Consider the following 24,590-nt stretch of genomic DNA (forward strand, 5'->3'; position numbering starts at 1 on the left):
GACATGAGTGGCAATTTCCTCGCCCTGGCGCAGCCGGGCGTGCAACAACTCTCGCCTTACGTTCCAGGCAAGCCTGTGGACGAGTTGGCCCGCGAGTTGAATCTGGACCCGTCCAAGATCGTCAAACTGGCGAGTAACGAAAACCCGCTGGGCCCGAGCCCCAAAGTGTTGGCGGCGATTCGTGAAGAGCTGGCCGAGCTGACCCGTTATCCCGATGGCAACGGTTTTGCCCTCAAGTCGCTACTGGCGGACAAGTGCCGGGTCGAGTTGAATCAAGTGACCTTGGGCAACGGCTCCAACGACATCCTTGAGCTGGTCGGCCGTGCCTACCTGGCGCCAGGTTTGAATGCGGTGTTCAGCGAGCACGCGTTTGCGGTCTACCCGATTGTGACCCAGGCGGTGGGGGCAGATGCCCGCGTGATTCCTGCCAAGGACTGGGGCCATGACCTGCCGGCGATGCTGGCGGCCATCGATGCCCAGACTCGCGTGGTGTTTATCGCCAACCCGAACAACCCGACCGGCACCTGGTTTGACGAGCAGGCACTGAACGAATTCCTGCAGGACGTGCCCCAGCATGTGCTGGTCGTGCTGGACGAAGCCTACATCGAGTACGCCGAAGGCAGCGACCTGCCCGACGGCCTGGATTTCCTTGCGGCCTACCCGAACCTGCTGGTGTCGCGTACGTTCTCCAAGGCTTATGGCCTAGCGTCGTTGCGGGTCGGTTATGGCTTGTCCACGCCTGTGGTGGCCGATGTGCTGAACCGCGTGCGCCAGCCGTTCAACGTCAACAGCCTGGCCCTGGCGGCCGCCTGTGCGGCGGTGAAGGATGCCGAATACCTGGAAGAAGGCCGTCGCCTCAACGAAAGCGGCATGCTGCAATTGCAGGAAGGCTTTCGTGAGCTGGGCCTGGGCTGGATTCCGTCCAAGGGCAACTTCATCTGCGTCGACCTCGGCCAAGTGGCCGCGCCGGTGTTCCAGGGCTTGCTGCGCGAGGGTGTGATCGTACGCCCGGTAGCCAACTACGGGATGCCGAACCACCTGCGTATCACCATCGGTTTGCCGGCTGAGAACAGCCGCTTCCTTGAGGCGCTGGCCAAGGTTCTGGCCCGTGGTTGATGTCACTGCATTGCAACCTGCTGTGCCTATGATCGGTCGCCTGGTGGTGGTCGGACTGGGGTTGATCGGTGGTTCCTTCGCCAAAGGCCTGCGTGAAAGCGGGCTATGTGGCGAAGTGGTGGGGGTGGACCTCGACCCGCAATCGCGCACGTTGGCGGTGGAGTTGGGGGTGGTGGACCGCTGTGAGGCGGACCTGGCCGTTGCGTGCCAGGGCGCGGATGTGATCCAGCTTGCCGTGCCGATCCTGGCCATGGAGAAGTTGCTGGCGGTACTGGCGGGCATGGACCTCGGGCAAGCGATCCTTACCGATGTGGGTAGCGCCAAAGGCAACGTGGTGCGCGCGGCACGATTGGCGTTTGGTGGCATGCCGCCGCGCTTTGTGCCGGGTCATCCCATCGCGGGTTCCGAGCAGAGCGGGGTGGAGGCCTCCAATGCGCAGTTGTTTCGTCGGCATAAGGTCATCCTGACGCCGCTTGCGCAAACCGATCCCACGGCGTTGGCGGTGGTGGATCGTCTCTGGCGCGAGCTGGGCGCGGATGTGGAGCATATGCAGGTCGAGCGTCACGACGAAGTGTTGGCAGCCACCAGCCACTTGCCGCATCTGCTGGCATTTGGCTTGGTGGATTCTTTGGCCAAGCGCAACGAGAACCTCGAGATTTTCCGTTACGCCGCCGGCGGCTTCCGCGATTTTACGCGGATTGCCGGCAGCGATCCGGTGATGTGGCACGACATCTTCCTCGCCAATCGCGAAGCGGTGTTGCGCACCCTGGACACCTTCCGCAGTGATCTCGACGCCTTGCGCGACGCGGTGGATGCGGGAGACGGCCATCAACTGCTGGGCGTGTTCACCCGGGCACGGGTGGCGCGTGAACATTTCAGCAAGATTCTCGCACGCCGGGCCTATATGGAAACCGCAGTGAACACCGATGATCTGACCTTCATCGCCAGCCCGGGTGGCCGCTTGAGCGGGCGCATCCGCGTGCCGGGTGACAAGTCGATCTCCCATCGCTCGATCATGCTGGGCTCGTTGGCCGAGGGTGTGACCGAGGTGGAAGGCTTCCTTGAGGGTGAGGACGCCCTGGCGACCTTGCAGGCCTTTCGCGACATGGGCGTGGTGATCGAGGGCCCGCACCATGGGCGCGTGACCATTCACGGTGTCGGCCTGCAGGGCCTGAAGGCTGCGCCGGGGCCGATCTATGTGGGCAATTCCGGCACGTCGATGCGCCTGTTGGCCGGTGTACTGGCGGCGCAGTGCTTCGACAGCGTGCTGACCGGCGATGCCTCGCTGTCCAAGCGCCCGATGAACCGCGTGGCCAAGCCGCTGCGTGAAATGGGCGCGATCATCGAGACCGGGCCGGACGGGCGTCCGCCACTGAGCATTCGTGGCGGGCAATCGCTCAAAGGCTTGAACTATGTACTGCCCATGGCCAGTGCCCAGGTGAAATCCTGCCTGTTGTTGGCGGGGTTATACGCTGAGGGTAAAACCTCGGTGACCGAGCCCGCACCGACCCGCGACCACACCGAGCGCATGCTGCGCGGCTTTGGCTACCCGGTGGCGGTGCAGGGCGCGACGGCGTCGCTGGCGTCGGGGCATGGGTTGACCGCTACGCGTATTGAAGTGCCGGGGGATATTTCGTCTTCGGCGTTTTTCCTGGTGGCGGCCTCGATTGCCGAAGGCTCCGAGCTGTTGCTGGAGCATGTCGGTATCAACCCGACCCGCACCGGTGTGATCGACATCCTGCGGCTGATGGGGGCTGATATCACCCTCGAAAATCAGCGTGAGGTGGGCGGCGAGCCGGTTGCGGATTTACGTGTGCGTGCTGCCGCGCTCAAGGGTATCGAGATTCCAGAGGCCCTGGTGCCGTTGGCGATTGATGAGTTTCCCGTGCTGTTTATTGCCGCAGCCTGCGCTCAGGGGCGTACTGTTTTACGCGGGGCCGAAGAGCTGCGCCTCAAGGAGTCCGATCGCATCCAGGTGATGGCCGACGGTCTGTTGGCTCTGGGCGTGAAGTGTGAACCCACGCCTGATGGGCTTATCATTGACGGTGGCCCGATGGGCGGCGGTGAAGTGCATGCCCATGGCGATCATCGGATTGCCATGGCGTTCAGTGTGGCTTCCCTGCGGGCGACGGCGCCTATTCGTATCCTTGACTGCGCCAATGTTGCTACGTCTTTTCCGAACTTTCTGACACTGTGTGCCCAAGTCGGCATCCGTGTTGCCCAAGAGGCTCAATTGTGAATATCAAAGCACCGGTGATTACCATCGACGGGCCTAGCGGCTCGGGCAAAGGCACAATCGCTGGCATTCTGGCCAAGCGCCTGGGTTGGTGCCTGCTGGATTCTGGCGCGCTATATCGCCTGCTGGCGTTCGCTGCGCACAACCATGGCGTGGACCTGACCAACGAAGAATTGCTGACGAAACTTGCCGCCCATCTGGATGTGCAGTTCATTGCGGCGACCGAGGGTCAGTTGCAGCGCATCATTCTGGAAGGTGATGAAGTCAGCGATGTGATTCGCACCGAAAGTATCGGCGCGGGCGCCTCCCAAGTGGCCGCGCTGCCTGCCGTGCGCGAGGCGCTGCTGCAGCGCCAGCGCGCATTCCAGGAGGCGCCGGGCCTGGTGGCCGATGGCCGCGACATGGGCACGGTGGTGTTTCCCGAGGCGCCGCTGAAGATTTTCCTGACCGCCAGCGCCGAGGAACGGGCACGCCGCCGATACTTGCAGTTGAAGGGCAAAGTCGATGGTGTTAGTCTGTCGAGTCTGCTAGATGAGATCCGTGCACGCGATGAGCGTGATACCCAGCGTGCGGTAGCCCCGCTCAAGCCGGCGGCTGACGCCATACAGCTGGATTCCACGGAGTTGTCCATCGAGCAGGTGCTGGAACGCATCATGAGTGAAATCGCCATTCGCGATATCGCCGGGTGATCAAGAAGGCCGCAGGGGACCAGTCATAGTCCTGCGGTGGCTTCTTTTAACTGAAACTGACCCACACCGTCTGGGGTGTGGAGATGGGCGTATTCTTCGCCCTTATCAACAGGAATTAAAATGAGCGAAAGCTTTGCGGAACTCTTTGAAGAAAGCCTAAAAACCCTGAACCTTCAGGCAGGCTCCATCATCACCGGTGTTATCGTTGATATCGATTACCAAGCTCGCTGGGTAACCGTTCACGCTGGTCTGAAGTCTGAAGCTCTGATCCCGCTGGAACAGTTCTACAACGATGCTGGTGACCTGACTATCAATGTCGGTGACGAAGTTCACGTTGCTCTGGACTCGGTTGAAGACGGTTTCGGTGAAACCAAGCTGTCCCGTGAAAAAGCCAAGCGCGCTGAATGCTGGATTGTTCTCGAAGCAGCCTTCGCAGCTGAAGAAGTGGTCAAGGGCGTTATCAACGGTAAGGTTAAAGGCGGCTTCACTGTCGACGTTAACGGCATCCGTGCGTTCCTGCCAGGTTCTTTGGTCGACGTTCGTCCAGTGCGCGACACCACGCACCTGGAAGGCAAAGAACTGGAATTCAAAGTCATCAAGCTCGACCAGAAGCGCAACAACGTTGTCGTTTCCCGTCGCAGCGTGCTGGAAGCAGAGAACTCCGCCGAGCGTGAAGCTCTGCTGGAATCCCTGCAGGAAGGCCAACAAGTCAAAGGTATCGTCAAGAACCTCACCGATTACGGCGCATTCGTCGATCTGGGTGGCGTCGATGGCCTGCTGCACATTACCGACATGGCTTGGAAGCGTATCAAGCATCCTTCCGAAATCGTCAACGTTGGCGACGAGATCGATGTCAAGGTTCTGAAGTACGATCGTGAGCGTAACCGCGTTTCCCTGGGCTTGAAGCAGCTGGGCGAAGATCCATGGGTTGCTATCAAAGCTCGTTACCCAGAAAGCACCCGCGTAACCGCGCGTGTTACCAACCTGACCGACTACGGCTGCTTCGCAGAGCTGGAAGAAGGCGTGGAAGGCCTGGTACACGTTTCCGAAATGGACTGGACCAACAAGAACATCCACCCTTCGAAAGTCGTACAAGTCGGCGACGAAGTGGAAGTTATGGTTCTGGACATCGACGAAGAGCGTCGTCGTATCTCCCTGGGCATCAAGCAGTGCAAGTCTAACCCATGGGAAGATTTCTCTGGCCAGTTCAACAAGGGCGATAAAATCTCCGGCACCATCAAGTCGATCACCGATTTCGGTATCTTCATTGGTCTGGACGGCGGCATCGACGGCCTGGTTCACCTGTCCGACATCTCCTGGAACGAAGTTGGCGAAGAAGCTGTTCGTCGTTTCAAGAAGGGCGACGAGCTGGACACCGTTATCCTGTCGGTTGACCCAGAGCGCGAGCGCATCTCCCTGGGCATCAAGCAACTGGAAAGCGATCCGTTCTCCGAGTACGTTCAAGAGAACGATAAAGGCGCCATCGTTAAAGGCACTGTGAAAGAAGTTGACGCCAAAGGCGCCATCATCGTTCTGGCCGACGATATCGAAGCGACTCTGAAAGCCTCCGAAATCAGCCGTGACCGCGTTGAAGACGCGCGCAACGTTCTGAAAGAAGGCCAGGAAGTAGAAGCCAAGATCATCAGCGTTGACCGCAAGAGCCGCGTGATTCAGCTCTCCATCAAGTCGAAAGACGAAGTGGAAGAGAAAGAAGCTATCCAGAGCTTGAAAGAAGCTGCTCCGGAAGCTGCTGCTGATACCACCATGGCGGCACTGCTGCGCCAGGCAATGGCTAAGCAGAACTAAGTTCTGTAAAGCTGTAGAAAAAGGGCGACTTCGGTCGCCCTTTTTCGTGCCTGAAATTTGATGAAGCAACTGCACCGAACCAAGGCATTCAGCCCAATGTCAGAACTGACTATAGTCTTGAAAACGGCTATTTCGCGTTGCTGACTCAATAAGGGTTTGAATGAACAGGGTTATCGTAATACTCGCCTTGCTCGTGCTTGCAGGCTGCTCCTCCACCAGTGCCAAGACACACGCGAAGCGCGGCGTCAGCGGCATCGAGGTCGACTGCTCTGGCCTGGGCAACAAGTGGGAAAAGTGCGAAAAGCGCGCCGCCCGTGAGTGCAAGATGCAGGGCTACAAGGTCATAACCCGCTCCAGCGATGCAGAGGACGAAGAGGGCGACTATCTGTTCGGCTGGAACCCTGCTGGCGCGGTGACGCGGACCATGTTGGTGATCTGTAAGTAAGGGGTTGGCTGCTTGCTGAACGTGTTTATTCAGCCTCAGATAAGTTGACACATGGGCTGTTCAAATTCATCAACTCATGCTAAAACCTTCGGAGCGCTTTTCCTAGCTGCTTGAAAAAGAAGGGAAAAATATGACGAAGTCGGAGTTGATCGAACGAATTGTCACCCATCAAGGGCTGCTCTCATCCAAGGATGTAGAGCTGGCTATCAAGACCATGCTTGAGCAAATGTCCCAATGCCTCGCCACCGGAGATCGCATCGAAATCCGCGGCTTCGGCAGCTTCTCCCTGCACTACCGCGCACCACGCGTAGGCCGCAACCCAAAAACCGGCCAATCCGTCAGCCTCGACGGCAAATTCGTTCCCCACTTCAAACCGGGCAAGGAATTGCGCGATCGGGTGAACGAAGAAGAGGAAGAAGGCGTCTGAGTGTCTTTGGGGAAGGAGAAGGGTATGCGTGGGGTTAAGCGCGTTGTTGCGGTGTTGATTGCGGTAGTTGCGGCTTTGGTGGTTCTGGCGTTTGTGCTGGAGAACCAGCAGGGTGTGGTGCTGTCATTCCTGGGGTGGAGTACTGCGCAGATGCCGGTGGCGGTGTTTGTGGTGGTGGCTTTGATTGTGGGGATGGTGATTGGGCCGGTGTTGGGGGTGGTTGTGCGTAGGCGGCGGGGTAAAGCGATTGCTTAGTATTGCTCTTGGCGGGCTCTAAGAGCGAATGATGACCGTTTGTCAGAAATGTTATCACGCTTGAAGCCGGTAATTCTTTATGGTGGCCTATCGACTTAACCCCGTTGGTCGTAACAGTTCCCTCGGAAAAATCAGAAGCATCTGACATACATGTCAAGACTTGTAATGTTCCGGAGAGATGGCAGAATAGAATCTGTTCTCGATAACAGTCATTTTGTGTGCTCAGAATTTGGCAGGGACGCTGGGTTTTGGCGGTCATCCAATTAGAAAAAAATACACATCAGGTCTGCATAACGAGCCCGCAGTTTCTCTTTGAAGGCAGGTTTTTGTTGTGAGTAGTAGCTTCCGAATTCCCCCGACACCTTCGTCCGAAGAAGTTGATCTCGCGGTCCTTTTTCAATCTCTCTGGCGACAGAGAGTCCTTATAGCCGCTGTGACGCTAGTCGTTGGCGCTCTGGCTGTGATCTATGCCTTTTCGGCGACTCCGGAATTTCAAGTCAGCAGCGTTTTGCGTCCAGCGGCGATCAATGATCTGGATGCATTGAATCGGTCTGGGGTATACGTCCTCCCAGCGGGTGAGGCGTTGAACAAAGTCGGAGCATCTCTTGAGTCTTATGATACGCGGTTAAGCTTCTTCCGAGCCCGTCAAAGTTTATTTAAGGCCTTCGAGCGTCCAGGGAGAACCCTGGAGCAGAGTTTTGATGAGTTCAATCGCAACTCCATCAATCTGATTTTGCCAGATCCCAAGAAATTAGACTCCCTCAGCGCCTATATCAAGCTGGAGATGAGCTACCCTAAAGGGATAGATGGCGTGACTATCCTCAACGAATTCATCGAGTTTGCCATTGCCACCGAGCGTCGGCAGATTAGCGCGGACCTGAGCGTCATCATCAATAACCGACTGAATGAAATTCAAGGCAAGCTCAAGGCCGTCCGCTCGGGATATGAAATTGATAAAGAGGCAAAAATTGCCAGTTTGACCGAGGGTGATGTGCTTCGTCGTGCTCAGTTGCAGGACGAGCTAAAGGCTCTGAGGGCTCAGCTTAAGACTATTCGTCGTGATAGGCTTGCATTGTTGAACGAAGCAATCGGCATCGCTAAGTCGCTGGGTATCAAAAAACCAGCCACCCCGTCGTCACTCGGTGATGCAGATCGCAGCGGGGGTGGCAGCACGATGCATACCGAGATTAATAATCAGCAGATTCCTTTGTATTTCATGGGGGTTGATGCGTTAGAGGCTGAGAAAAATGCTCTCCTTCAGCGCAAATCCGATGACTTCACAGAGGGGCGGATCGCGCAAATCGCTAAAGAGCTTCAGTTGCTGCAATCCAACCGGCAGATTGAGGTTTTGAATCGTCGTGAAAATGAAGATCTGTTTTTAAGCAACGTGGAGCCCCTTCGTGCTGAAGAGGCGCGCCTACGCAGCTTGAATATTGATATGAGTCGCTTGAAGCTGGTAACTATTGACAAGCAGGCGTTGGAGCCACTGGGGCCTATCAAACCTAAGAAGGCGCTCATTTTGGCGGTCGGTCTGATTCTTGGCGGCATGCTAGGTATTCTCCTTGCCCTCATTCGTACAATGGTTGTAAATAAACGCCAGCTGATCATGAAATGCGTGCCTTTTAATGCTTCAGATATCGCCATCGAAAAGAAGGCCTCTTCTGAAGGCATCGTCCGACAGCCTTAGGAATGAGCTTGTCTATCACACATTGAGCAGGCATGCATACCACGCGCGGTGTGGGTGCTATTTATTCCCGTTTCCCTCCTTTGAAATAGGAATATGTACCTATGTCAAATTACTTTTGGGTCATGCCTGAAAAATACTCGGGGTGATTCTATCCTGAGCAGAAAGATTCTGTGAACAGTGATCCATCACGCTGGCCAAGTGTAACGAACCACTTATTTGTATTTACATCCCGTAGTATGATTGTCAAATTTCATGGAACCGTTTTATTTGAAAGGCATCCAACGATTTATGGCACAAAGCCATGCAAGCAAGGTCCTGTGCTTTTTTTTGCTGCAGTGGGTACGTGAAGCCTGCGCTAGCGATGGCGTTCCGATCCGAGCGCGTTACGTTAGTGTTGATTCTGTTTGTCAGCAGGGGCAGGTTCGGGCAGGCATTGGTAAGAGCAATAAGCTTCGTACGTAATGTAATGAATAATGTAAGTTAATGAGAACCCTCAAAAGAAGTATGAGCGAGGGAGCGTTGGAAGCGTACAGGGCAACGGTATCTGGAAACAGATCGATCTCACTGAGTGGGTTTTGAGCTTGAAGAACTTCGTACTGGAATTGTTTCAGTAAGTATTTTGGATTTTGATCATTTAGGTTTTAATTATGCAGAAACTGGAAGATATTAAGCTCGCCATCATCGGCCTTGGTTATGTTGGCCTCCCCTTAGCAGTAGAGTTCGGCAAACAGCGATCGGTGGTTGGATTTGACATTAACCAGCCGCGTATCCAAGCGTTGAAAGCGGGGCATGATTCAACCCTCGAAGTCAGCGACGAAGAGCTCAAGCAGGCCAGCTATTTGAGCTACAGCTGCGACTTGGCTGAGCTGGCTGCTTGCAACACTTTTGTTGTCACAGTTCCGACCCCGATTGATGAGTACAATCAGCCAGATTTGACGCCGCTGATAAAAGCATCTGAAAGCATTGGCAAGGTGTTGAAGAAGGGTGATTTGGTTATTTACGAATCGACTGTCTACCCTGGCGCAACTGAGGAAGATTGTGTTCCTGTACTTGAAAAGGTCTCAGGGCTGACATTCAACCTTGACTTTTATGCTGGATACAGCCCGGAGCGAATCAATCCTGGTGATAAAGAGCATCGTGTCACCACGATCAAGAAGGTGACGTCTGGCTCGACGCCGGAAATCGCTGACTTGGTGGACGCGCTGTATAATCAAATTATCGTCGCGGGCACCCATAAAGCTAGCAGTATCAAAGTTGCAGAAGCCGCTAAGGTTATCGAGAATACTCAGCGTGATTTGAACATTGCGCTTATCAATGAGCTGGCCATCATCTTTAATAAGATGGGTATTGATACTGAGGCTGTCCTTCAGGCAGCGGGTACAAAATGGAACTTTTTACCTTTCCGGCCGGGTCTGGTAGGCGGGCATTGTATCGGTGTCGATCCCTACTATTTGACGCATAAGGCCCAATCCATTGGCTACCATCCTGAGATTATATTGGCAGGACGTCGCCTTAATGACGGTATGGGCGCCTACGTTGTCTCTCAGTTGGTCAAGGCGATGCTCAAGGAGCGAATTCATGTCGATGGCGCTCGCGTATTGATCATGGGGCTGACATTCAAGGAGAACTGCCCGGATCTACGCAATACCCGCATCGTTGACATCGTCAAAGAACTTTCAGAATACAACATTGAAGTCGATGTCTACGATCCATGGGTTAACGCCAGTGAAGCTGAGCACGAGTATGGGATAACGCCGGTCTACGAACTCGAAACAGAAAAGTATGATGCCATCGTGCTGGCTGTGGCGCATACACAGTTCCGCGAGCTAGGTGCCAAGTCGATTCGGAGTTATGGCAAGTCTAAGCATGTACTTTACGATCTGAAGTATTTGCTGAGCACGGAAGAGTCGGATATCCGTCTCTAAGACTAATGTCTCTATTTGCTACCTCACTATTAATCTTGAGTATATAACTATGGCCCGCTATGAACAACTGTTAGATTTGCTTCAGGTATCTCCGAAAACTTGGCTAATCACCGGGGTAGCAGGTTTCATCGGTTCTAATTTGCTGGAAGTGCTTCTTGGTTTGAATCAGCGGGTCGTTGGATTAGATAACTTTGCAACAGGTCATCAGAGGAATTTGGATGAAGTAAAAAGTGCCGTTTCCTCTGGTCAGTGGGCTAACTTTTCTTTTGTTCAGGGAGATATTAAAGTACTAGAAGATTGCCATAAGGCTTGCGATAGCGTTGACTACGTTTTACATCAGGCAGCGTTGGGATCGGTACCACGTTCTCTTAATGATCCGATTACTACCAACAATACGAATATTGATGGTTTCCTAAATATGCTAGTGGCAGCACGGGATGCAAAAGTAAAAAGCTTCACATACGCCGCAAGTAGCTCAACATATGGAGATCATCCAGGGCTGCCTAAGGTAGAGGACATCATTGGCAAACCACTGTCTCCTTACGCAGTGACCAAATACGTTAACGAACTGTACGCTGACGTTTTTGCCAAGTGTTATGGGTTTGATACTATTGGCCTTCGGTATTTTAATGTGTTCGGTAAGCGCCAGGACCCTGAAGGTGCATATGCGGCAGTGATACCCAAATGGGCGGCTTCCATGATAAAAAACGATGACGTTTTTATCAATGGTGACGGTCAAACCAGTCGGGACTTTTGTTTTATCGAAAATACTATCCAAGCGAACCTACTGGCTGCCACTACGACGGACTCGGCTTCGCGCAATCAGGTTTACAACGTCGCGGTCAGCGGTCGAACAGACCTAAATATGCTTTTTACGTCTTTGCGTGACGCATTGGCAAAAAATGGGATTAACTATGATAAGACCCCGGTGTATCGGGATTTCCGAGCTGGAGACGTTCGCCATTCACAAGCTGATATCAGCAAAATAAAAAAACACCTTCAGTATGAGCCTCGCTTTGACATTGTTGAGGGCGTCGAAAGAGCTATGCCATGGTACGTACGTTTTTTGAATTAACGTTATTCTTTTTTTAATGTATGTATACATGGACCATAGACAGGGGGCAATAAGTTGCTAGCAAAACACGGTGCCGCTTATCTGGTTGTAAAGTTGATACCGGCAATATTGTCCCTATCGGCCTTGGTGATTTTTACGCGTATTTTGACGCCTGCTGAGTATGGAGTTTACTCACTGACTATCTTGGTTGCTGGTGTAGGTAATGCGGTGTTACTACAGTGGTTGAGCTTGGGGGTTGGTAGGTATCTTCCTGCTGTAACTGATAAAAAAGATGAAGAACGCTTGTTGGGAACTGCGAGATCGATTTCATTTATTATTTTTGTAGTCGTGATTGTTTTGTCGCTTATGTGCGCGGCCCTAGGCGCGTTTTCATCATTTTCAATAGTATTTTGGATGGTCGGTTTTTTGTTTGCGATCCAGGGTTGGCATGAACTTAACCTAAAGGTTTTAAATACATCTTTAAACCCTTTTGATTATGGGAAAGTACTCACCGTAAAAAGTGCAGTTGGCTTTTTTCTATCTGTAGTTGCGGCCTACCTGGGCTTTGGTGCAGAAGGGATATTGGCCTCAATCATAGTAGGTTCGATTGCCGCATGCGTAATCAGTAGGCGGATATGGAGTGGTTTGCCTTGGTTTTTTATCAATAGGGATTACCTGAGCAAATTATTCGCTTATGGTGCTCCGTTAACGATTACTTATCTCTTGATATTTGTTATTGATGCGTCTGATAGGTTTTTCATCGAGCGCATGGTGGGGGTTGAGGCTGTCGGCGTTTATTCAGCTTCGTATGAGCTGAGCCAGTATTCAATCGGCATGCTGACATCGGTCGTTCATTTGGCTGCCCTGCCATTGGTGATAAATGCACTGGCTAAAGAGGGCTTGCTGGCTGCGGGTTTAAAACTGCGTCAGACCTTTTCATTAGTGTTTGCGGTGGCTGTGCCATTGTCGGCAGGAATGGCGTTGACCGCCCCTGATATAGCGTATTCCATACTCGGGGATAAGTTTAGAGAGGGCGCTACTGTGATCATCCCTTGGATCGCGCTGGCGATGTTTTTAAGTACGATAAAATCATATTACTTCGATTACGCATTTCAACTGTCAAACTCCACTCGAATACAAATGGGTATTGTCTTCGTGAGTGCTGTCGTGAATGTTGTTTTCAACTATTTTCTCATTGCCGAATATGGCGCTACGGGCGCTGCGATTTCGACGGTGATCGCTTTTCTTGTTTCCTTGATATTGAGCTGGGCTTTGGGGCGACGCGTATTTGCTATGCCGCGTCTTCCCTATAAAAATGCGGCGCAAATTATAGTTGCTGTGGTGGTTATGGCAGCAGTAGTAAGCAGTATCAATTTTGAGTTGTCGGTGTTGTCTTTTTCGTTAAAGGTGATTTTGGGTGGTGCGGCCTATATAGCTGTATTACTACTATTTAACGCCAGAAACCTGATTGCCAATGTTCCTGCGTTGTTAAAAAAATAATTGCTGAGTGTTAGGGGGGAATTTGCCGTATTTTACAGTGTTTACGCCGACTTATAATAGAGCATATATTTTGAGTCAGGTGTATGAGTCGCTTAGGGTGCAAACGTTTCAAGATTTTGAGTGGCTGATTATTGATGATGGTTCCACTGATGGGACGCAGGCACTTGTCGAGGAATGGATAAAAAAGAAAGAGCTGAATATCCGTTACATTTATCAGAATAACCAAGGTAAGCATGCCGCGCATAATGTTGCGGTCGAGCATGCAACAGGTTATTTGTTTTTGGTTTTCGATTCCGATGACCGATGTGTTAACACAGCTCTGGAACGATTGAAGTTTCATTGGGAGGATATTGACATCTCACAGAGAGATCAGTTTTCGACGCTCTCAGTTCTATGCATGGATGATGAAAGTAATGTATTGGGTCAAGAGTATCCAAATTATATATGTGATATTGCTGATCCGGATCTACAGCGTCAATACCGTTCCATGGGCGATAAGTGGGGCGTTAATGTCACAGAAATATTGAAGCAGTATGAGTTCCCCATAATTGCGGGTGAGCGATTTATTGCTGAAAGCATTGTTTGGAATAGAGTTTCACTTTTCTATTCTGCTAGATTTGTTAATGAAAAGTTATGCATAAAAATTTATCGAAATGACGGGCTCACGCAGTCCTCGGTACGAATTAGGGTTAACAATCCATGTGGCGCCAGTCTGGTGTATCTTGAAGAGTTCAAGATACTGAAGGGCATCGCTAGCAGGTTCAAATCGGCTATTAATTATGTACGATTCGCCCTAAGGACAAACAAAATGGAAATAATATTTCCAAGTTGTAAAGCATCGCTCTTGATGATGTGTGCGTTTCCTGTGGGCTGTGCTTTTTATTTTGTTGATTCCTATCGGGTGAAAAAGTAAGGAACCAGGTTTTTGAATTTTGCTGACTGCTTATAAGAGGTTGAAGTGGTATGTATAGCTTTTTAGCAGGCTTGACTCTGTTGGCGGTCGCAATTTTATCGCGCGCAACCATGAGGGATTCGTTTCATCCTTCGTTTATATTTCCTGCCATTTGGGGCGGCGGATTATGCTTAATAGCCTTCACTCCTCTGTTGGGTTTTTATGCCGTTGAGTCTGACGCTCTGCTAATTTTTATTCTGGGCGGGGCAATATTCAGTGCGGTGTCTATTTGTATAAGCCTGTTTGCCAAAAGCTTCGTGCATAAAGGCTTTTTTTGTCGCGAACTTAATTTTAATGATCTGTTTTTGCTATTCGCCTTCATGCATCTTCTGGTTTTGCCGGTTGCTTATAGTGATTTGTCTGCACTCGGTTCTGACTTTGAGCAGATATCATACGCCGCAAGGGCAATGTCGGTTGCTGGGGAGTCAGTATTCGGTCGGCTGACAGCAAACTATCTGCTGCTGGGGCTGGTAATAATTCCGTTATTTACGATAGCCTTGGCTCAACGGAGAATAGGGTGGCTCAAGTATCTCATAATCGCTTTTCCATGGTGCGCTCTGATATTGGTTGGGAGTGGTAGGGCAGGGTTGATACAGATGCTGTTAGGCCTGGTATTTATTTATCGGGTGGTGCATCAAAAACTTCCCGTTAAAATTATGGCGACCTTGGGTTTATTTTTTTTGGTAGTTTTATTTGTAGGCGCTATAGCCACAAATAAAATCGATGTAAGTTCAGATGAAAGTGTAGGCGAAGTTATGTCTATCATGCTGACGCACATTGCAGGTTATGCGCTTCAAGGGCCGGTTCTGTTTTCGCTATATTTTGATGGGACGGTTCGAGTCTTCGAAAACTGGAACCCCTTCATATCCGTTTGCCACTTACTTTCCATGGTTCAGTTGTGCACCCCTTTACCCATGCACTCAGAGTTTAACTTATATGGCGATGGGTTAGAGGGTAACGTTTATAGCTTGTATTTTTCCATTTTTCCCGGGTTCGGCGTGTTGGGTGTCGTTTTTTTTATTGCGCTGTATTCGGCGGCTTCAACCTATGCTTACCTGAAGGCTAAGCAAGGCCATATCTTTTATATGGTGATCTCTGCCTACTTGTATTCAGCGATTGTATTATCATTGTTTTCCGATACGTTTCTACCTTCGTTATGGTTTTTCATGAAGGTGTTTGTGATTGTAGTCTTTGTGTTGTTGTTTTTTTCAAAAAAACCAATTTCATAATTTATAAGGTTGACGGTATGAAAGATGAAATTTCGGTTATGGCATTCACGCAGGGTGATAAGGTGCCGAGCACACGGTTTAGAGTGGACTATTTAAAGCGTGGATTAGAAGCCAAAAATATTAAAATACATGTCTCCAACGCTTATGAAAGCGCTTATCCGCCCAGTGCCCGCGCGCAAAGATTACTTTGGATTATCAAGGAATTCTGCTCCAGGCTTTTTGGTGTGTGCAAGAGCTTTAAATATGATGTGATCATACTACAGAGAGAGATGATTTCGACGATTCCTACTCTGGAAAGGTTTACCAAAAGACCGCGAATTTTAGATGTTGATGACGCGATTTGGTTACACAGAAATGGGTGGGCGGTAGAGCAAATTACGAAGCGTGTCGATCACATAGTTTGTGGAAATAGTTATATTGCCGACTATTTTCGCAAGTTTGGTAAGCCGATGACTGTTATTGCCACGCCCGTTGATGTTGATAGATTTCGTCCTTTGAAAAAAGACTTCGCTGCTAAAATTATTGGATGGTCGGGCACTTCCGGAGGATTCAAGTTTCTATATGATATAGAAGACGCCCTGGCTCAGGTCCTCAAGGAAAACAAAGGTTGGAAGCTACGCGTTGTTTCTGACCAGCGTCCGCGTTTCGACAAGATTCCTGGTGAGGCTGTTGAGTTTGTACAGTGGGCAGTTGAGAATGAAGTCAGCTCTATTGCAACCATGGACATTGGCCTCATGCCGTTGGATGATACGGAGTGGTCGCGAGGCAAGTGCAGTTATAAGATGTTGCTGTATATGGCTTGTGGTATTCCGATCGTGGTATCCGACTTTGGTATGAATAGCGAGATCTTAAAAAATGGATTTATCGGTTATGGAGTGGTTACGCTTGCTGAGTGGTATCAGTCTTTGAACGCGTTGATTAATAATCCGTTAGACAGAGATCGTGCAGGCCAACATGCCCGGGATGTCATCGTCCACAAGTATTCCCAGCATCAGGCGGTTAATGAGTGGGAGAGAATAATCAGAGAAACTGTTGAAAAAAGCAGCTGATGGCGAAATAAGTATTTATACTGTTTGGCTGAAGAATTTTAATAGGGAAGGGTTTCGTAGTGTGTGGAATAGCCGGTTACTTTCATTCGACGCCGTCCTCTATAACTGATCGTCATGTCGTTCAGATGGTCCAGGCCATAAATAAGCGTGGCCCCGACGGCTCTGGAACGTGGACTGATGATGCACAGATTGTATTAGGTCATGCTCGTCTGGCTATTCAGGACCTCTCACCAGCCGGCCACCAACCGATGGAAAGCGCGAATGGGCGTTATGTGATCGCGTTCAACGGCGAAATTTATAATCATCAGACGCTGCGCAAATCACTCGAAAGTCAATTCGAGGCTCCTGCTTGGCGTGGCCGCTCCGACACGGAGACTCTTTTAGCGTGCTTCAACAGTTGGGGCGTCGAGAAAACGCTTCAAGCTACCGTGGGTATGTTTGCTATCGCTTTGTGGGATCGTGTAGACAATAAACTCGTCCTTGCACGTGATCGGCTGGGTGAAAAGCCGCTTTATTGGGGCTGGTTGGGTGACATTCTGGTTTTCGGGTCTGAGCTTAAAGCGCTTAAGCAACATCCAGACTTCAAATCAACTGTTGATAGGAATGCGTTGGCTTTATACCTTCGCCATAATTATGTGCCGGCCCCGTACAGTATATATGAAGGTATAGAAAAGCTGATGCCTGGCCACTATGTCAGTATTTCCTTGGGCCAAAAAAGAGAGTCGGTTAAGCCAGCTTTTTTTTGGTCGTACAATGACGCTGTTGTGAGGGGTTTGGATCAGCCGCTAGTTGGCAGTGAAACTGCCATTGTAGACGCGCTTGAATTGCAGCTAGCTGAAAGTGTTGGGATGCAAATGCTATCCGACGTGCCCCTGGGTGCGTTTTTAAGCGGCGGCGTCGACAGCAGTCTAATTGTTGCCCTGATGCAGAAACAAAGTCGGCGGCCAATCAAAACCTTCACCATCGGTTTCAGTGAGGCAGGCTTTAATGAAGCGGAGCATGCCTTGGCTGTCTCCCGTCACCTGGGTACCGAGCACACGGAAATATACATTCAGCCGAAAGACGCGCTGGATGTTATCCCTCACTTGCCAGCGATTTATTGTGAGCCATTTGCCGATAGTTCGCAGATTCCAACGTTCTTGGTTAGCCAACTTGCAAAACAGCAAGTCACGGTCGCTCTGAGCGGCGACGCGGGTGACGAGCTGTTCGGTGGCTACAACCCCTACCAATTCACACCGCAGGCGTGGAACCACGTCAGTAAAGTGCCGGTTTCTTTGCGGCGATTGGCCGCGAGCTCACTCAAACTACTGCCTCTGAGGGGCAGGGTTGAAAAGCTGGTGGATATTATGAATACCCCCACCCGAGAAGATTTTTATCGTCAGATGATCAGTCACTGGAAGGATCCTCTGGTCGCAGTGATAGATGCAAAAGAGCCTGCAACGCTGTTGAATACACCCACGAGCTGGCCTTCCACTACGGGCAGGTACGAAGAGTGGATGATGGCGATGGATGCGCAAACCTATATGGTCGACGATATCTTGGTAAAAGTTGATCGCGCCGCGATGGCCAACAGTCTTGAAACACGTGTTCCATTGTTGGATCACCGCATTGTCGAATTGGCCTGGCGTATTCCCTTGCCTATGAAAATTCGTGAGGGCGTAGGCAAGTGGGTATTAAGAGAGGTGCTCTATCGGCATGTTCCTCGGCAGTTGATTGAGCGGCCAAAAAAAGGATTTTCCATTCCTATCGCTTCGTGGCTGAGGGGCCCATTGCGTGAGTGGGCCGAAAATCTTTTGAGCGAAAGCCGGCTACGTCAGGAGGGTTTTTTCCACCCTGCGCCTATCCGTCAGATCTGGGCACAGCACCTTGCTGGACATGCGGATTATTCGAGCAGGCTGTGGGGCGTTTTGATGTTCCAGGCTTGGCTCGAGGAGCAGGGCTGATGAAAGTTACCCATGTAATTGTCGGCCTTAATATCGGCGGCGCTGAGTTGATGTTGCGTCGACTTTGTGAGTCTTTCAACTCCAGCTCCGAAGACGAGCACCGTGTTATTTCATTGACGGATCTGGGCGAAGTCGGCGCATTGCTGCGTGCTCATGGCGTCACCGTTGATACTTTGGGCATGCGTGGCGCCTGGGATGTTTTTAGCGCATTCAACAAGCTGGTGCGTCTTTTACAGTCTACTAAGCCTGATGTGGTTCAAACCTGGATGTATCACGCTGATTTGTTGGGCGGTTTGGCCGCACGCTGGGTCGGCGTAAAAGGGCTAATTTGGGGCATCAGAACCACTGATGTCAGCAAGGGAGGAGGTAAGTCAACGATAGTTATTCGCAGGCTGTGCGCCTGGCTTTCTGCTATTTTGCCCAGCGTTATTGTTTGCGCTGCCGAAGCGTCGCGAACGACGCATGTCGCGGTTGGTTATTCCCCGAAAAAGATGATCGTCATACCCAACGGGTTCGACCTTGAGCGTCTAGTAGCTTCATCCGAAGAGCGTGAAGTTATACGATCAGCGCATGGTATTGGGGTGAATGACTTTGTTATCGGTAGCCTCGGACGTTTCAACGAAGTCAAGGATCACGCGGGTTTCATTAAGTCCGCGGGACTCGTTGCCGCTCGTTTCCCACACGTTAAGTTCTTAATGATTGGACGTGATGTTGATCATGGCAATATTGCGCTAATGGCTGATATAGCTGCGACCGGATATGCTGATCGGTTTGTACTATTGGGTGAGCGCAAAGACGTGGCGGGATGTTATAGGGCGATGGATATGTTCTGCCTGCATTCGTTTACTGAGGGATTCCCCAATGTACTAGGTGAGGCCATGAGTATGGCATTGCCTTGTGTAACTACCGATGCCGGTGATGCAGCCTTTCTTCTTGGCGGAAACGGAATTGTCGTACCTGTACACGAACCTCAGGTATTGGCTGAAGCATTGGCGAAGGTGGTGGGAAAGACTGACGCGGAGCGTACAACGATGGGGCAGGGTGCCTATACTCGGATCTTCGAAAATTTCGCGATGAAATGTACCGAGACAAAATTCAAAGAAATTTATGACCGGCTTTACTTAAATCAGGATATTCAGTGATGTGTGGTTTCAGCGGAATTTTCCAGTCCTGTATTGGCGATTTGACAGCAATCGTCAACCGGATGAACGATGCCCTCACACACCGTGGCCCTGATGATCGTGGCGTTTGGGTCGATGAGAATGTGGGGCTTGCGCTCGGACATCGACGTTTGGCCATTGTCGATCTGTCCGAGGCGGGTCGACAGCCGATGCATTCTAGTTGCGGAAGATTTGTAATTGTTTTTAACGGCGAAATCTATAATCACCGCGAGCTAAAGCAGAAGTTGGAGGATGAGGGGCTGTCGCCGGCGGAATGGCGAGGACATTCTGATACCGAAGTGCTGCTGGAAGGCCTTGTAAGCTGGGGCGTCGAAAAGACCCTGCAGGCGTCCGTTGGCATGTTTGCCTTCGCGCTTTGGGACAGGCAAGAGCAAGTGTTGACACTTGCGCGTGACCGGATGGGCGAAAAGCCTTTGTATTACGGCTGGCAAGGGGACGCGCTGCTTTTAGGCTCCGAGTTGAAGGCGATCAAGGCTTTCCCACAGTTCACTGGGGAAGTGGATCGTAATGCACTCACGTTGTTGCTTCGTCATAATTGCATTCCAGCTCCTTACAGTATTTATAAGGGCATTGCGAAGCTTGAGCCGGGTCACTACGTAATCCTTACGCTGAACAATCTTCCCGCCGCAAAAATCGCAGTTCCTCAATCTTACTGGCGTCTCAACGACGCCGTTGCGAGAGGCATTGCCCAGCCCTTTGAGGGAACTGCTTCTCAGGCGACGGATTTGCTAGATGCACAATTACGTTCCAGCATTGGCCAGCAAATGCTGGCTGACGTACCTTTGGGCGCGTTTTTAAGCGGTGGTGTTGATAGCAGTACGGTAGTAGCTCTAATGCAGGCGCAAAGTGCTCAGCCGATTCGTACATTTACTATCGGTTTCGACGAAGGTGGTTACGACGAAGCTGTACATGCCAAAGCCGTCTCCCAGCACCTGGGTACGCAGCATACGGAGCTATATGTTCGTCCGGAGGACGCGTTAGCAGTGATTCCACGCCTGCCATCGATGTATTGCGAGCCGTTCAGCGATAGTTCGCAGATCCCGACCTTTTTGGTCAGCCAATTGGCTAGCAAGCAGTTGAAGGTTGTGCTCAGCGGTGACGGTGGAGACGAGCTTTTCGGTGGTTACAATCGCTATCTTAGCGCTAAGAAAGTCTGGTCGAAAATGCAACAGCTACCTCCGTTTGCCAGGCAAGCAAGCGCCGGGCTTTTAAGGTCACTTTCGCCCTCCAGCTGGGATCATCTGTTTCGTATCTCTAAGCCACTACTGCCCAAGCGTCTACACCTCAGTACGCCGGGAGAGAAAGCACATAAATTGGCTAATGTTCTGACGCTTGCGGACGGCCATGAGTTCTATCTTCAGTTGAACAGTCACTGGACCGATCCTGCAAGCGTAGTGATTGATGGCGAAGAGCCGAAAACCATTTTCACCGAGCCTTCACGCTGGCCACAAACTGACAGCTTTGAGCATTGGATGATGGCGATGGACGCCCAAACCTATATGTCGGATGACATCATGGTCAAGCTAGATCGTGCAGCCATGGCCGCAAGTATTGAAGGGCGTGTGCCATTGCTCGATCATCGAGTCGTCGAACTGGCTTGGCGCATGCCGCTCGATTTGAAGATTCGTAACGGTCAGGGTAAGTGGCTGCTGCGGGAAGTTTTGTATAGATATGTACCCAAGGAACTCATCGAAAGGCCAAAGCAAGGTTTTGGTATTCCGCTGGGTGCTTGGTTGCGCGGACCTTTAAGGGAGTGGGCTGAGTCATTGTTGAACGAAGCACGCCTACGGCAGGAGGGATACTTCCATCCTGAACGTATCAGGCACATGTGGCAGGAACATCTCGAGGGGCGCGGTAACTGGCAGCCTCATTTGTGGACCATTTTAATGTTTCAGGCATGGCTGGAAGAACAGGCATGAGTAAAATTCTTCTGTTCATCGTCAACGATCCGGCTTTCTTTCTCTCCCATCGGCTGGCTGTGGCCAAGGGCGCTCAGACAAAGGGCTATAAGGTTCATGTGGCGTGCATGCCAGGCCCGGCAGTTGCGGCTATTGCTGCGGAGGGTTTTGAGTTTCACTCATTGCCACTGTCACGTAGTGGTCGAAATCCTCTCGCCGAGCTTGGCCTTATGTTCACTATTTGGAAGCTACTTTGGCGATTGAAGCCGGACATACTGCACTTAGTAACCATCAAGCCAGTTTTGTATGGTGGAGTCGCTGCTCGTTTTGCGCCGGTTAAAGGTGTTGTTACGGCTATTTCAGGGCTGGGTTTTGTGTTTCTTTCAAGGGGACTCAAGGCTCTTGTTACGCGTAAAGTAGTCAGCACTTTTTACCGTCTTGCTCTGGGAAAGCGTAACCTGCGCTCGATTTTTCAGAATCCCGATGATCGTGATTTGCTGTTAAGCATGAGCGGCCTTAACGAATCTAAAGCCGTGATGATTCGTGGTTCCGGCGTCAACTTGTCACTTTACACAGCGATTCCGGAGCCTGAAGGACTTCCTGTGGTATGCCTGGCAGCTCGATTGCTACGTGATAAAGGTGTCGAGGAGTTCGTTGAGGCGGCAAAAATACTCGCTGCACGCGGCGTCAAGGCGCGGTTTCAATTGATAGGTGATATTGATCCAGGCAATCCGGCTACCGTGACTCGTACGCAAATAGATCAGTGGCGAGAGGATGGTGTGATCGAGTTACTCGGTTATCGCGATGACATCGCTACACTGTTCGCTGCAGCGAATATCGTCACTTTGCCCTCTTATCGTGAGGGGTTACCCAAGGTCCTGGTGGAGGCCGCAGCCTGTGGCCGTGCGGTTGTAACTACAGATGTGCCCGGATGTCGAGACGCAATAGACCCTGACATAACGGGTTTTTTGGTTCCCGTACGTGATGCAAAGGCGTTGGCCAACCAATTGCAGGTGCTGATCGAAGATCCGGCCCTGCGCAGTCGTATGGGCATGGCTGGCCGTGAGCTGGCTTTGCGTGCTTTTTCGATTGAAAAGATCGTAGAACAACATTTGGATGTGTATGGGCAGTTGGAGCGCATAGTTTGAATCAGAGGAAGACAGTCTTTGTTACGGGCGCTAGCGGCTTTGTGGGCGCCGCGCTTGTTGATCGGTTGGCATCCGCAGACGACTGTCAGGTGCTGGCACTGGTGCGTCGAGAGGGTGTTACGCTCCCTGCCAATGCCGTCCCTGTGCTCGTTAGTGCCGATTATCTAGCCACAGAATCTTTGCTTGCCCTCGAAGGGGTCGATGTGTTGGTTCATTGCGCAGCCCGTGTTCATGTAATGTCTGATGCTTCGAGTGATCCGCTGACTGAGTATCGTAAGGTCAACGTAGACGGAACGCTGAAGCTGGCACAGCGAGCAGCGCACGCCGGAGTAGAACGTTTCATTTTTATCAGTTCAATCAAGGTGAACGGAGAAGCAACTCAGCCTGGCGCTCCCTATACGGCAGACGATGTGCCAGCCCCTTGCGACCCGTATGGCGTTTCAAAAAAGGAAGCCGAAGAGCAGCTAAAGATACTGGCCAAAAAAACCGGGATGGACGTCGTTATCATTCGCCCCGTTCTCGTTTACGGCCCGGGAGTGAAAGCCAACTTTCGCAGCATGATGAACTGGCTTAACAAAGGCATTGTTTTACCTTTGGGAGCTATACGCAATCAGCGAAGCCTAGTCTCGCTCGACAATTTGATTGATCTGATTGTGGTTTGCTTAGATCACCCCGCAGCAGCTAATCAAATATTTTTAGCCAGTGATGGTGATGACATGTCGACTACCGATTTGTTGACGCGCATGGGGATTGCACTGGGTAAACCAGCCCGATTGATACCTGTGCCCGCTGCTCTTTTGCAGTTAAGTGCTGCGTTGATAGGACGTAAGGCTATTGGCCAGCGGCTGTGTGGTTCGCTGCAGGTCGATATTGCTAAGACTCGCCGGCTATTAGAGTGGACACCACCTTCCACTGTGACCGCTGCCCTGCGCAAGACAGCTGAAAGTTTTCAGGGCAGCTTGAAGTAAATAGTGACCCTTCTCGGGACCGTAATTGGAGTTGTTGATGAATCATTTACTGTGGCTTGCGCCTGCAGTCGCGGCGTTTGCTCTTTTCCTGACGTGGTGTTTACGGCGCTACGCACTCGCCCGTAGTCTGATTGACGTGCCTAACGCACGTAGTTCGCACTCAGTCCCGACTCCTCGAGGCGGAGGAGTGGCTATTGTGTTGAGCTTTCTAATTGCGTTGCCTTTCCTGCTCGTAGGCAACGAAATAACGCATTCCTTTACATGGGCATTATTGGGTGCGGGGGCCGCAGTTGCAGTGCTCGGATTTCTTGATGACCACGGTCATATCGCTGCCCGTTGGCGGTTGCTAGGGCATTTCAGTGCCGCGATCTGGGCCCTGTTTTGGTTGGGAGGCTTGCCAGCGATAGTGCTGCCGGGAATGGTCATCGACCTTGGTTGGCTCGGGCATATCGTCGCTGCTTTTTATCTGGTGTGGGTGTTGAATCTATACAACTTCATGGATGGAATTGATGGCCTGGCCAGCGTTGAAGCGATATGCGTCTGCCTCGGAGCCTGCCTGATCTATTGGCTGAATGGGGATCAAGCGCTTATCTGGGCTCCGCTGCTATTGAGCATGGCGGTACTGGGTTTTCTCTACTGGAATTTCCCGCCCGCCCGAATATTCATGGGGGATGCAGGTAGCGGTTTTCTCGGTGTAATCCTTGGTGTGCTCTCCCTACAAGCTGCCTGGCACAACCCTGATTTGCTGTGGGTGTGGCTTATCTTGCTTGGGGTTTTTATTGTCGATGCGACATTTACGCTCATTCGTCGCTTGATGCGAGGAGATAAAGTGTATGAAGCCCATCGCAGTCATGCCTATCAGTTCGCCTCACGCCAAGTAGGGAGCCATTTGCCCGTCACTCTCTCGGTGTTAGTGATCAATGTCTTCTGGCTGCTCCCTCTTGCACTTTGCGTTGTATTGTTGGGACTGAACGGGTTGCTTGGGGTTTTCATAGCGTACGTCCCACTGGTAATCCTGGCAGTCAAATACAAGGCAGGTGAGCTGGAGAGGGCTACCTGATTTTTCGTGAGTAGATTTACGC

20 protein-coding genes are annotated in these 24,590 nt (G+C 51.4%); all 20 read left to right on the forward strand.

Annotated elements, in window-relative coordinates:
- The first annotated feature begins 3 nt into the window (after positions 1-3).
- The 20 genes from hisC (at position 4) to RHM69_RS30585 (ending at position 24,568) form a co-directional block, all read left to right on the forward strand.
- The gene (gene hisC / locus RHM69_RS30490) at positions 4-1,116 is read left to right on the forward strand and encodes a histidinol-phosphate transaminase (RefSeq protein WP_014717619.1); all 1,113 of its coding nucleotides are present in this window, start codon (positions 4-6) and stop codon (positions 1,114-1,116) included.
- A gap of 28 nt (positions 1,117-1,144) precedes the next feature.
- Positions 1,145-3,355 (forward strand): bifunctional prephenate dehydrogenase/3-phosphoshikimate 1-carboxyvinyltransferase, encoded by a 2,211-nt coding sequence (locus RHM69_RS30495; RefSeq protein WP_233098553.1) that lies wholly within the window; start codon positions 1,145-1,147, stop codon positions 3,353-3,355.
- Complete coding sequence (cmk, locus tag RHM69_RS30500; protein ID WP_003189772.1) at positions 3,352-4,041, forward strand: (d)CMP kinase; 690 nt, start codon at positions 3,352-3,354, stop codon at positions 4,039-4,041. The genes RHM69_RS30495 and cmk overlap by 4 nt, the downstream gene beginning before the upstream one ends.
- 120 nt (positions 4,042-4,161) lie before the next feature.
- Positions 4,162-5,847, forward strand: a complete 1,686-nt coding sequence (rpsA, locus tag RHM69_RS30505) for a 30S ribosomal protein S1 (RefSeq protein ID WP_003189774.1) — start codon at positions 4,162-4,164, stop codon at positions 5,845-5,847.
- 160 nt (positions 5,848-6,007) lie between these two features.
- A complete protein-coding gene (locus RHM69_RS30510; RefSeq protein ID WP_032874178.1) occupies positions 6,008-6,292 on the forward strand; it encodes a lipoprotein in 285 nt (94 codons plus the stop codon).
- 130 nt (positions 6,293-6,422) lie between these two features.
- Complete coding sequence (ihfB, locus tag RHM69_RS30515; RefSeq protein ID WP_003189779.1) at positions 6,423-6,719, forward strand: integration host factor subunit beta; 297 nt, start codon at positions 6,423-6,425, stop codon at positions 6,717-6,719.
- Positions 6,720-6,743: 24 nt separating this feature from the next.
- Positions 6,744-6,974 (forward strand): lipopolysaccharide assembly protein LapA domain-containing protein, encoded by a 231-nt coding sequence (locus tag RHM69_RS30520; protein ID WP_102666249.1) that lies wholly within the window; start codon positions 6,744-6,746, stop codon positions 6,972-6,974.
- Positions 6,975-7,305: 331 nt separating this feature from the next.
- The gene (locus RHM69_RS30525) at positions 7,306-8,661 is read left to right on the forward strand and encodes a Wzz/FepE/Etk N-terminal domain-containing protein (RefSeq protein ID WP_073844210.1); all 1,356 of its coding nucleotides are present in this window, start codon (positions 7,306-7,308) and stop codon (positions 8,659-8,661) included.
- Between the two features lie 647 nt (positions 8,662-9,308).
- On the forward strand, positions 9,309-10,586 hold the full coding sequence (gene tviB / locus RHM69_RS30530) for a Vi polysaccharide biosynthesis UDP-N-acetylglucosamine C-6 dehydrogenase TviB (protein WP_102666250.1): 1,278 nt from the start codon (positions 9,309-9,311) through the stop codon (positions 10,584-10,586).
- A 49-nt stretch (positions 10,587-10,635) separates the two neighbouring features.
- Positions 10,636-11,661, forward strand: coding sequence for an NAD-dependent epimerase/dehydratase family protein (locus RHM69_RS30535; protein WP_082628830.1), 1,026 nt, complete (start codon positions 10,636-10,638; stop codon positions 11,659-11,661).
- Positions 11,662-11,715: 54 nt separating this feature from the next.
- Positions 11,716-13,140: an oligosaccharide flippase family protein gene (locus RHM69_RS30540; RefSeq protein WP_057710879.1), complete on the forward strand. Its 1,425-nt coding sequence runs from the start codon at positions 11,716-11,718 to the stop codon at positions 13,138-13,140.
- Between the two features lie 37 nt (positions 13,141-13,177).
- A complete protein-coding gene (locus RHM69_RS30545; RefSeq protein WP_256582385.1) occupies positions 13,178-14,053 on the forward strand; it encodes a glycosyltransferase family A protein in 876 nt (291 codons plus the stop codon).
- A gap of 50 nt (positions 14,054-14,103) precedes the next feature.
- A complete protein-coding gene (locus RHM69_RS30550; protein WP_102690740.1) occupies positions 14,104-15,321 on the forward strand; it encodes an O-antigen polymerase in 1,218 nt (405 codons plus the stop codon).
- Positions 15,322-15,338: 17 nt separating this feature from the next.
- Entirely contained in the window at positions 15,339-16,370 is a 1,032-nt protein-coding gene (locus tag RHM69_RS30555) for a glycosyltransferase family 4 protein (RefSeq protein WP_322255440.1), read from the forward strand.
- A 59-nt stretch (positions 16,371-16,429) separates the two neighbouring features.
- On the forward strand, positions 16,430-18,313 hold the full coding sequence (asnB, locus tag RHM69_RS30560) for an asparagine synthase (glutamine-hydrolyzing) (RefSeq protein ID WP_073844203.1): 1,884 nt from the start codon (positions 16,430-16,432) through the stop codon (positions 18,311-18,313).
- Positions 18,313-19,455, forward strand: coding sequence for a glycosyltransferase family 4 protein (locus RHM69_RS30565; RefSeq protein ID WP_102666961.1), 1,143 nt, complete (start codon positions 18,313-18,315; stop codon positions 19,453-19,455). Before asnB (RHM69_RS30560) ends, RHM69_RS30565 begins: the two co-directional genes overlap by 1 nt.
- Positions 19,455-21,413 carry an asparagine synthase (glutamine-hydrolyzing) gene (asnB, locus tag RHM69_RS30570; RefSeq protein ID WP_057710884.1) on the forward strand — a complete coding sequence of 653 codons (1,959 nt, stop codon included), beginning with the start codon at positions 19,455-19,457 and terminating at the stop codon, positions 21,411-21,413. Before RHM69_RS30565 ends, asnB (RHM69_RS30570) begins: the two co-directional genes overlap by 1 nt.
- Positions 21,410-22,540 carry a glycosyltransferase family 4 protein gene (locus RHM69_RS30575; protein ID WP_073844199.1) on the forward strand — a complete coding sequence of 377 codons (1,131 nt, stop codon included), beginning with the start codon at positions 21,410-21,412 and terminating at the stop codon, positions 22,538-22,540. Before asnB (RHM69_RS30570) ends, RHM69_RS30575 begins: the two co-directional genes overlap by 4 nt.
- A complete protein-coding gene (locus tag RHM69_RS30580) occupies positions 22,537-23,508 on the forward strand; it encodes a UDP-glucose 4-epimerase family protein (protein ID WP_102666962.1) in 972 nt (323 codons plus the stop codon). Before RHM69_RS30575 ends, RHM69_RS30580 begins: the two co-directional genes overlap by 4 nt.
- A 37-nt stretch (positions 23,509-23,545) precedes the next feature.
- Positions 23,546-24,568, forward strand: coding sequence for an MraY family glycosyltransferase (locus tag RHM69_RS30585; RefSeq protein WP_057710887.1), 1,023 nt, complete (start codon positions 23,546-23,548; stop codon positions 24,566-24,568).
- Positions 24,569-24,590: the final 22 nt, after the last annotated feature.

Origin of the sequence: Pseudomonas sp. CCI1.1 (genome assembly GCF_034348165.1) — a bacterium.
GTDB lineage: Bacteria > Pseudomonadota > Gammaproteobacteria > Pseudomonadales > Pseudomonadaceae > Aquipseudomonas > Aquipseudomonas paracarnis.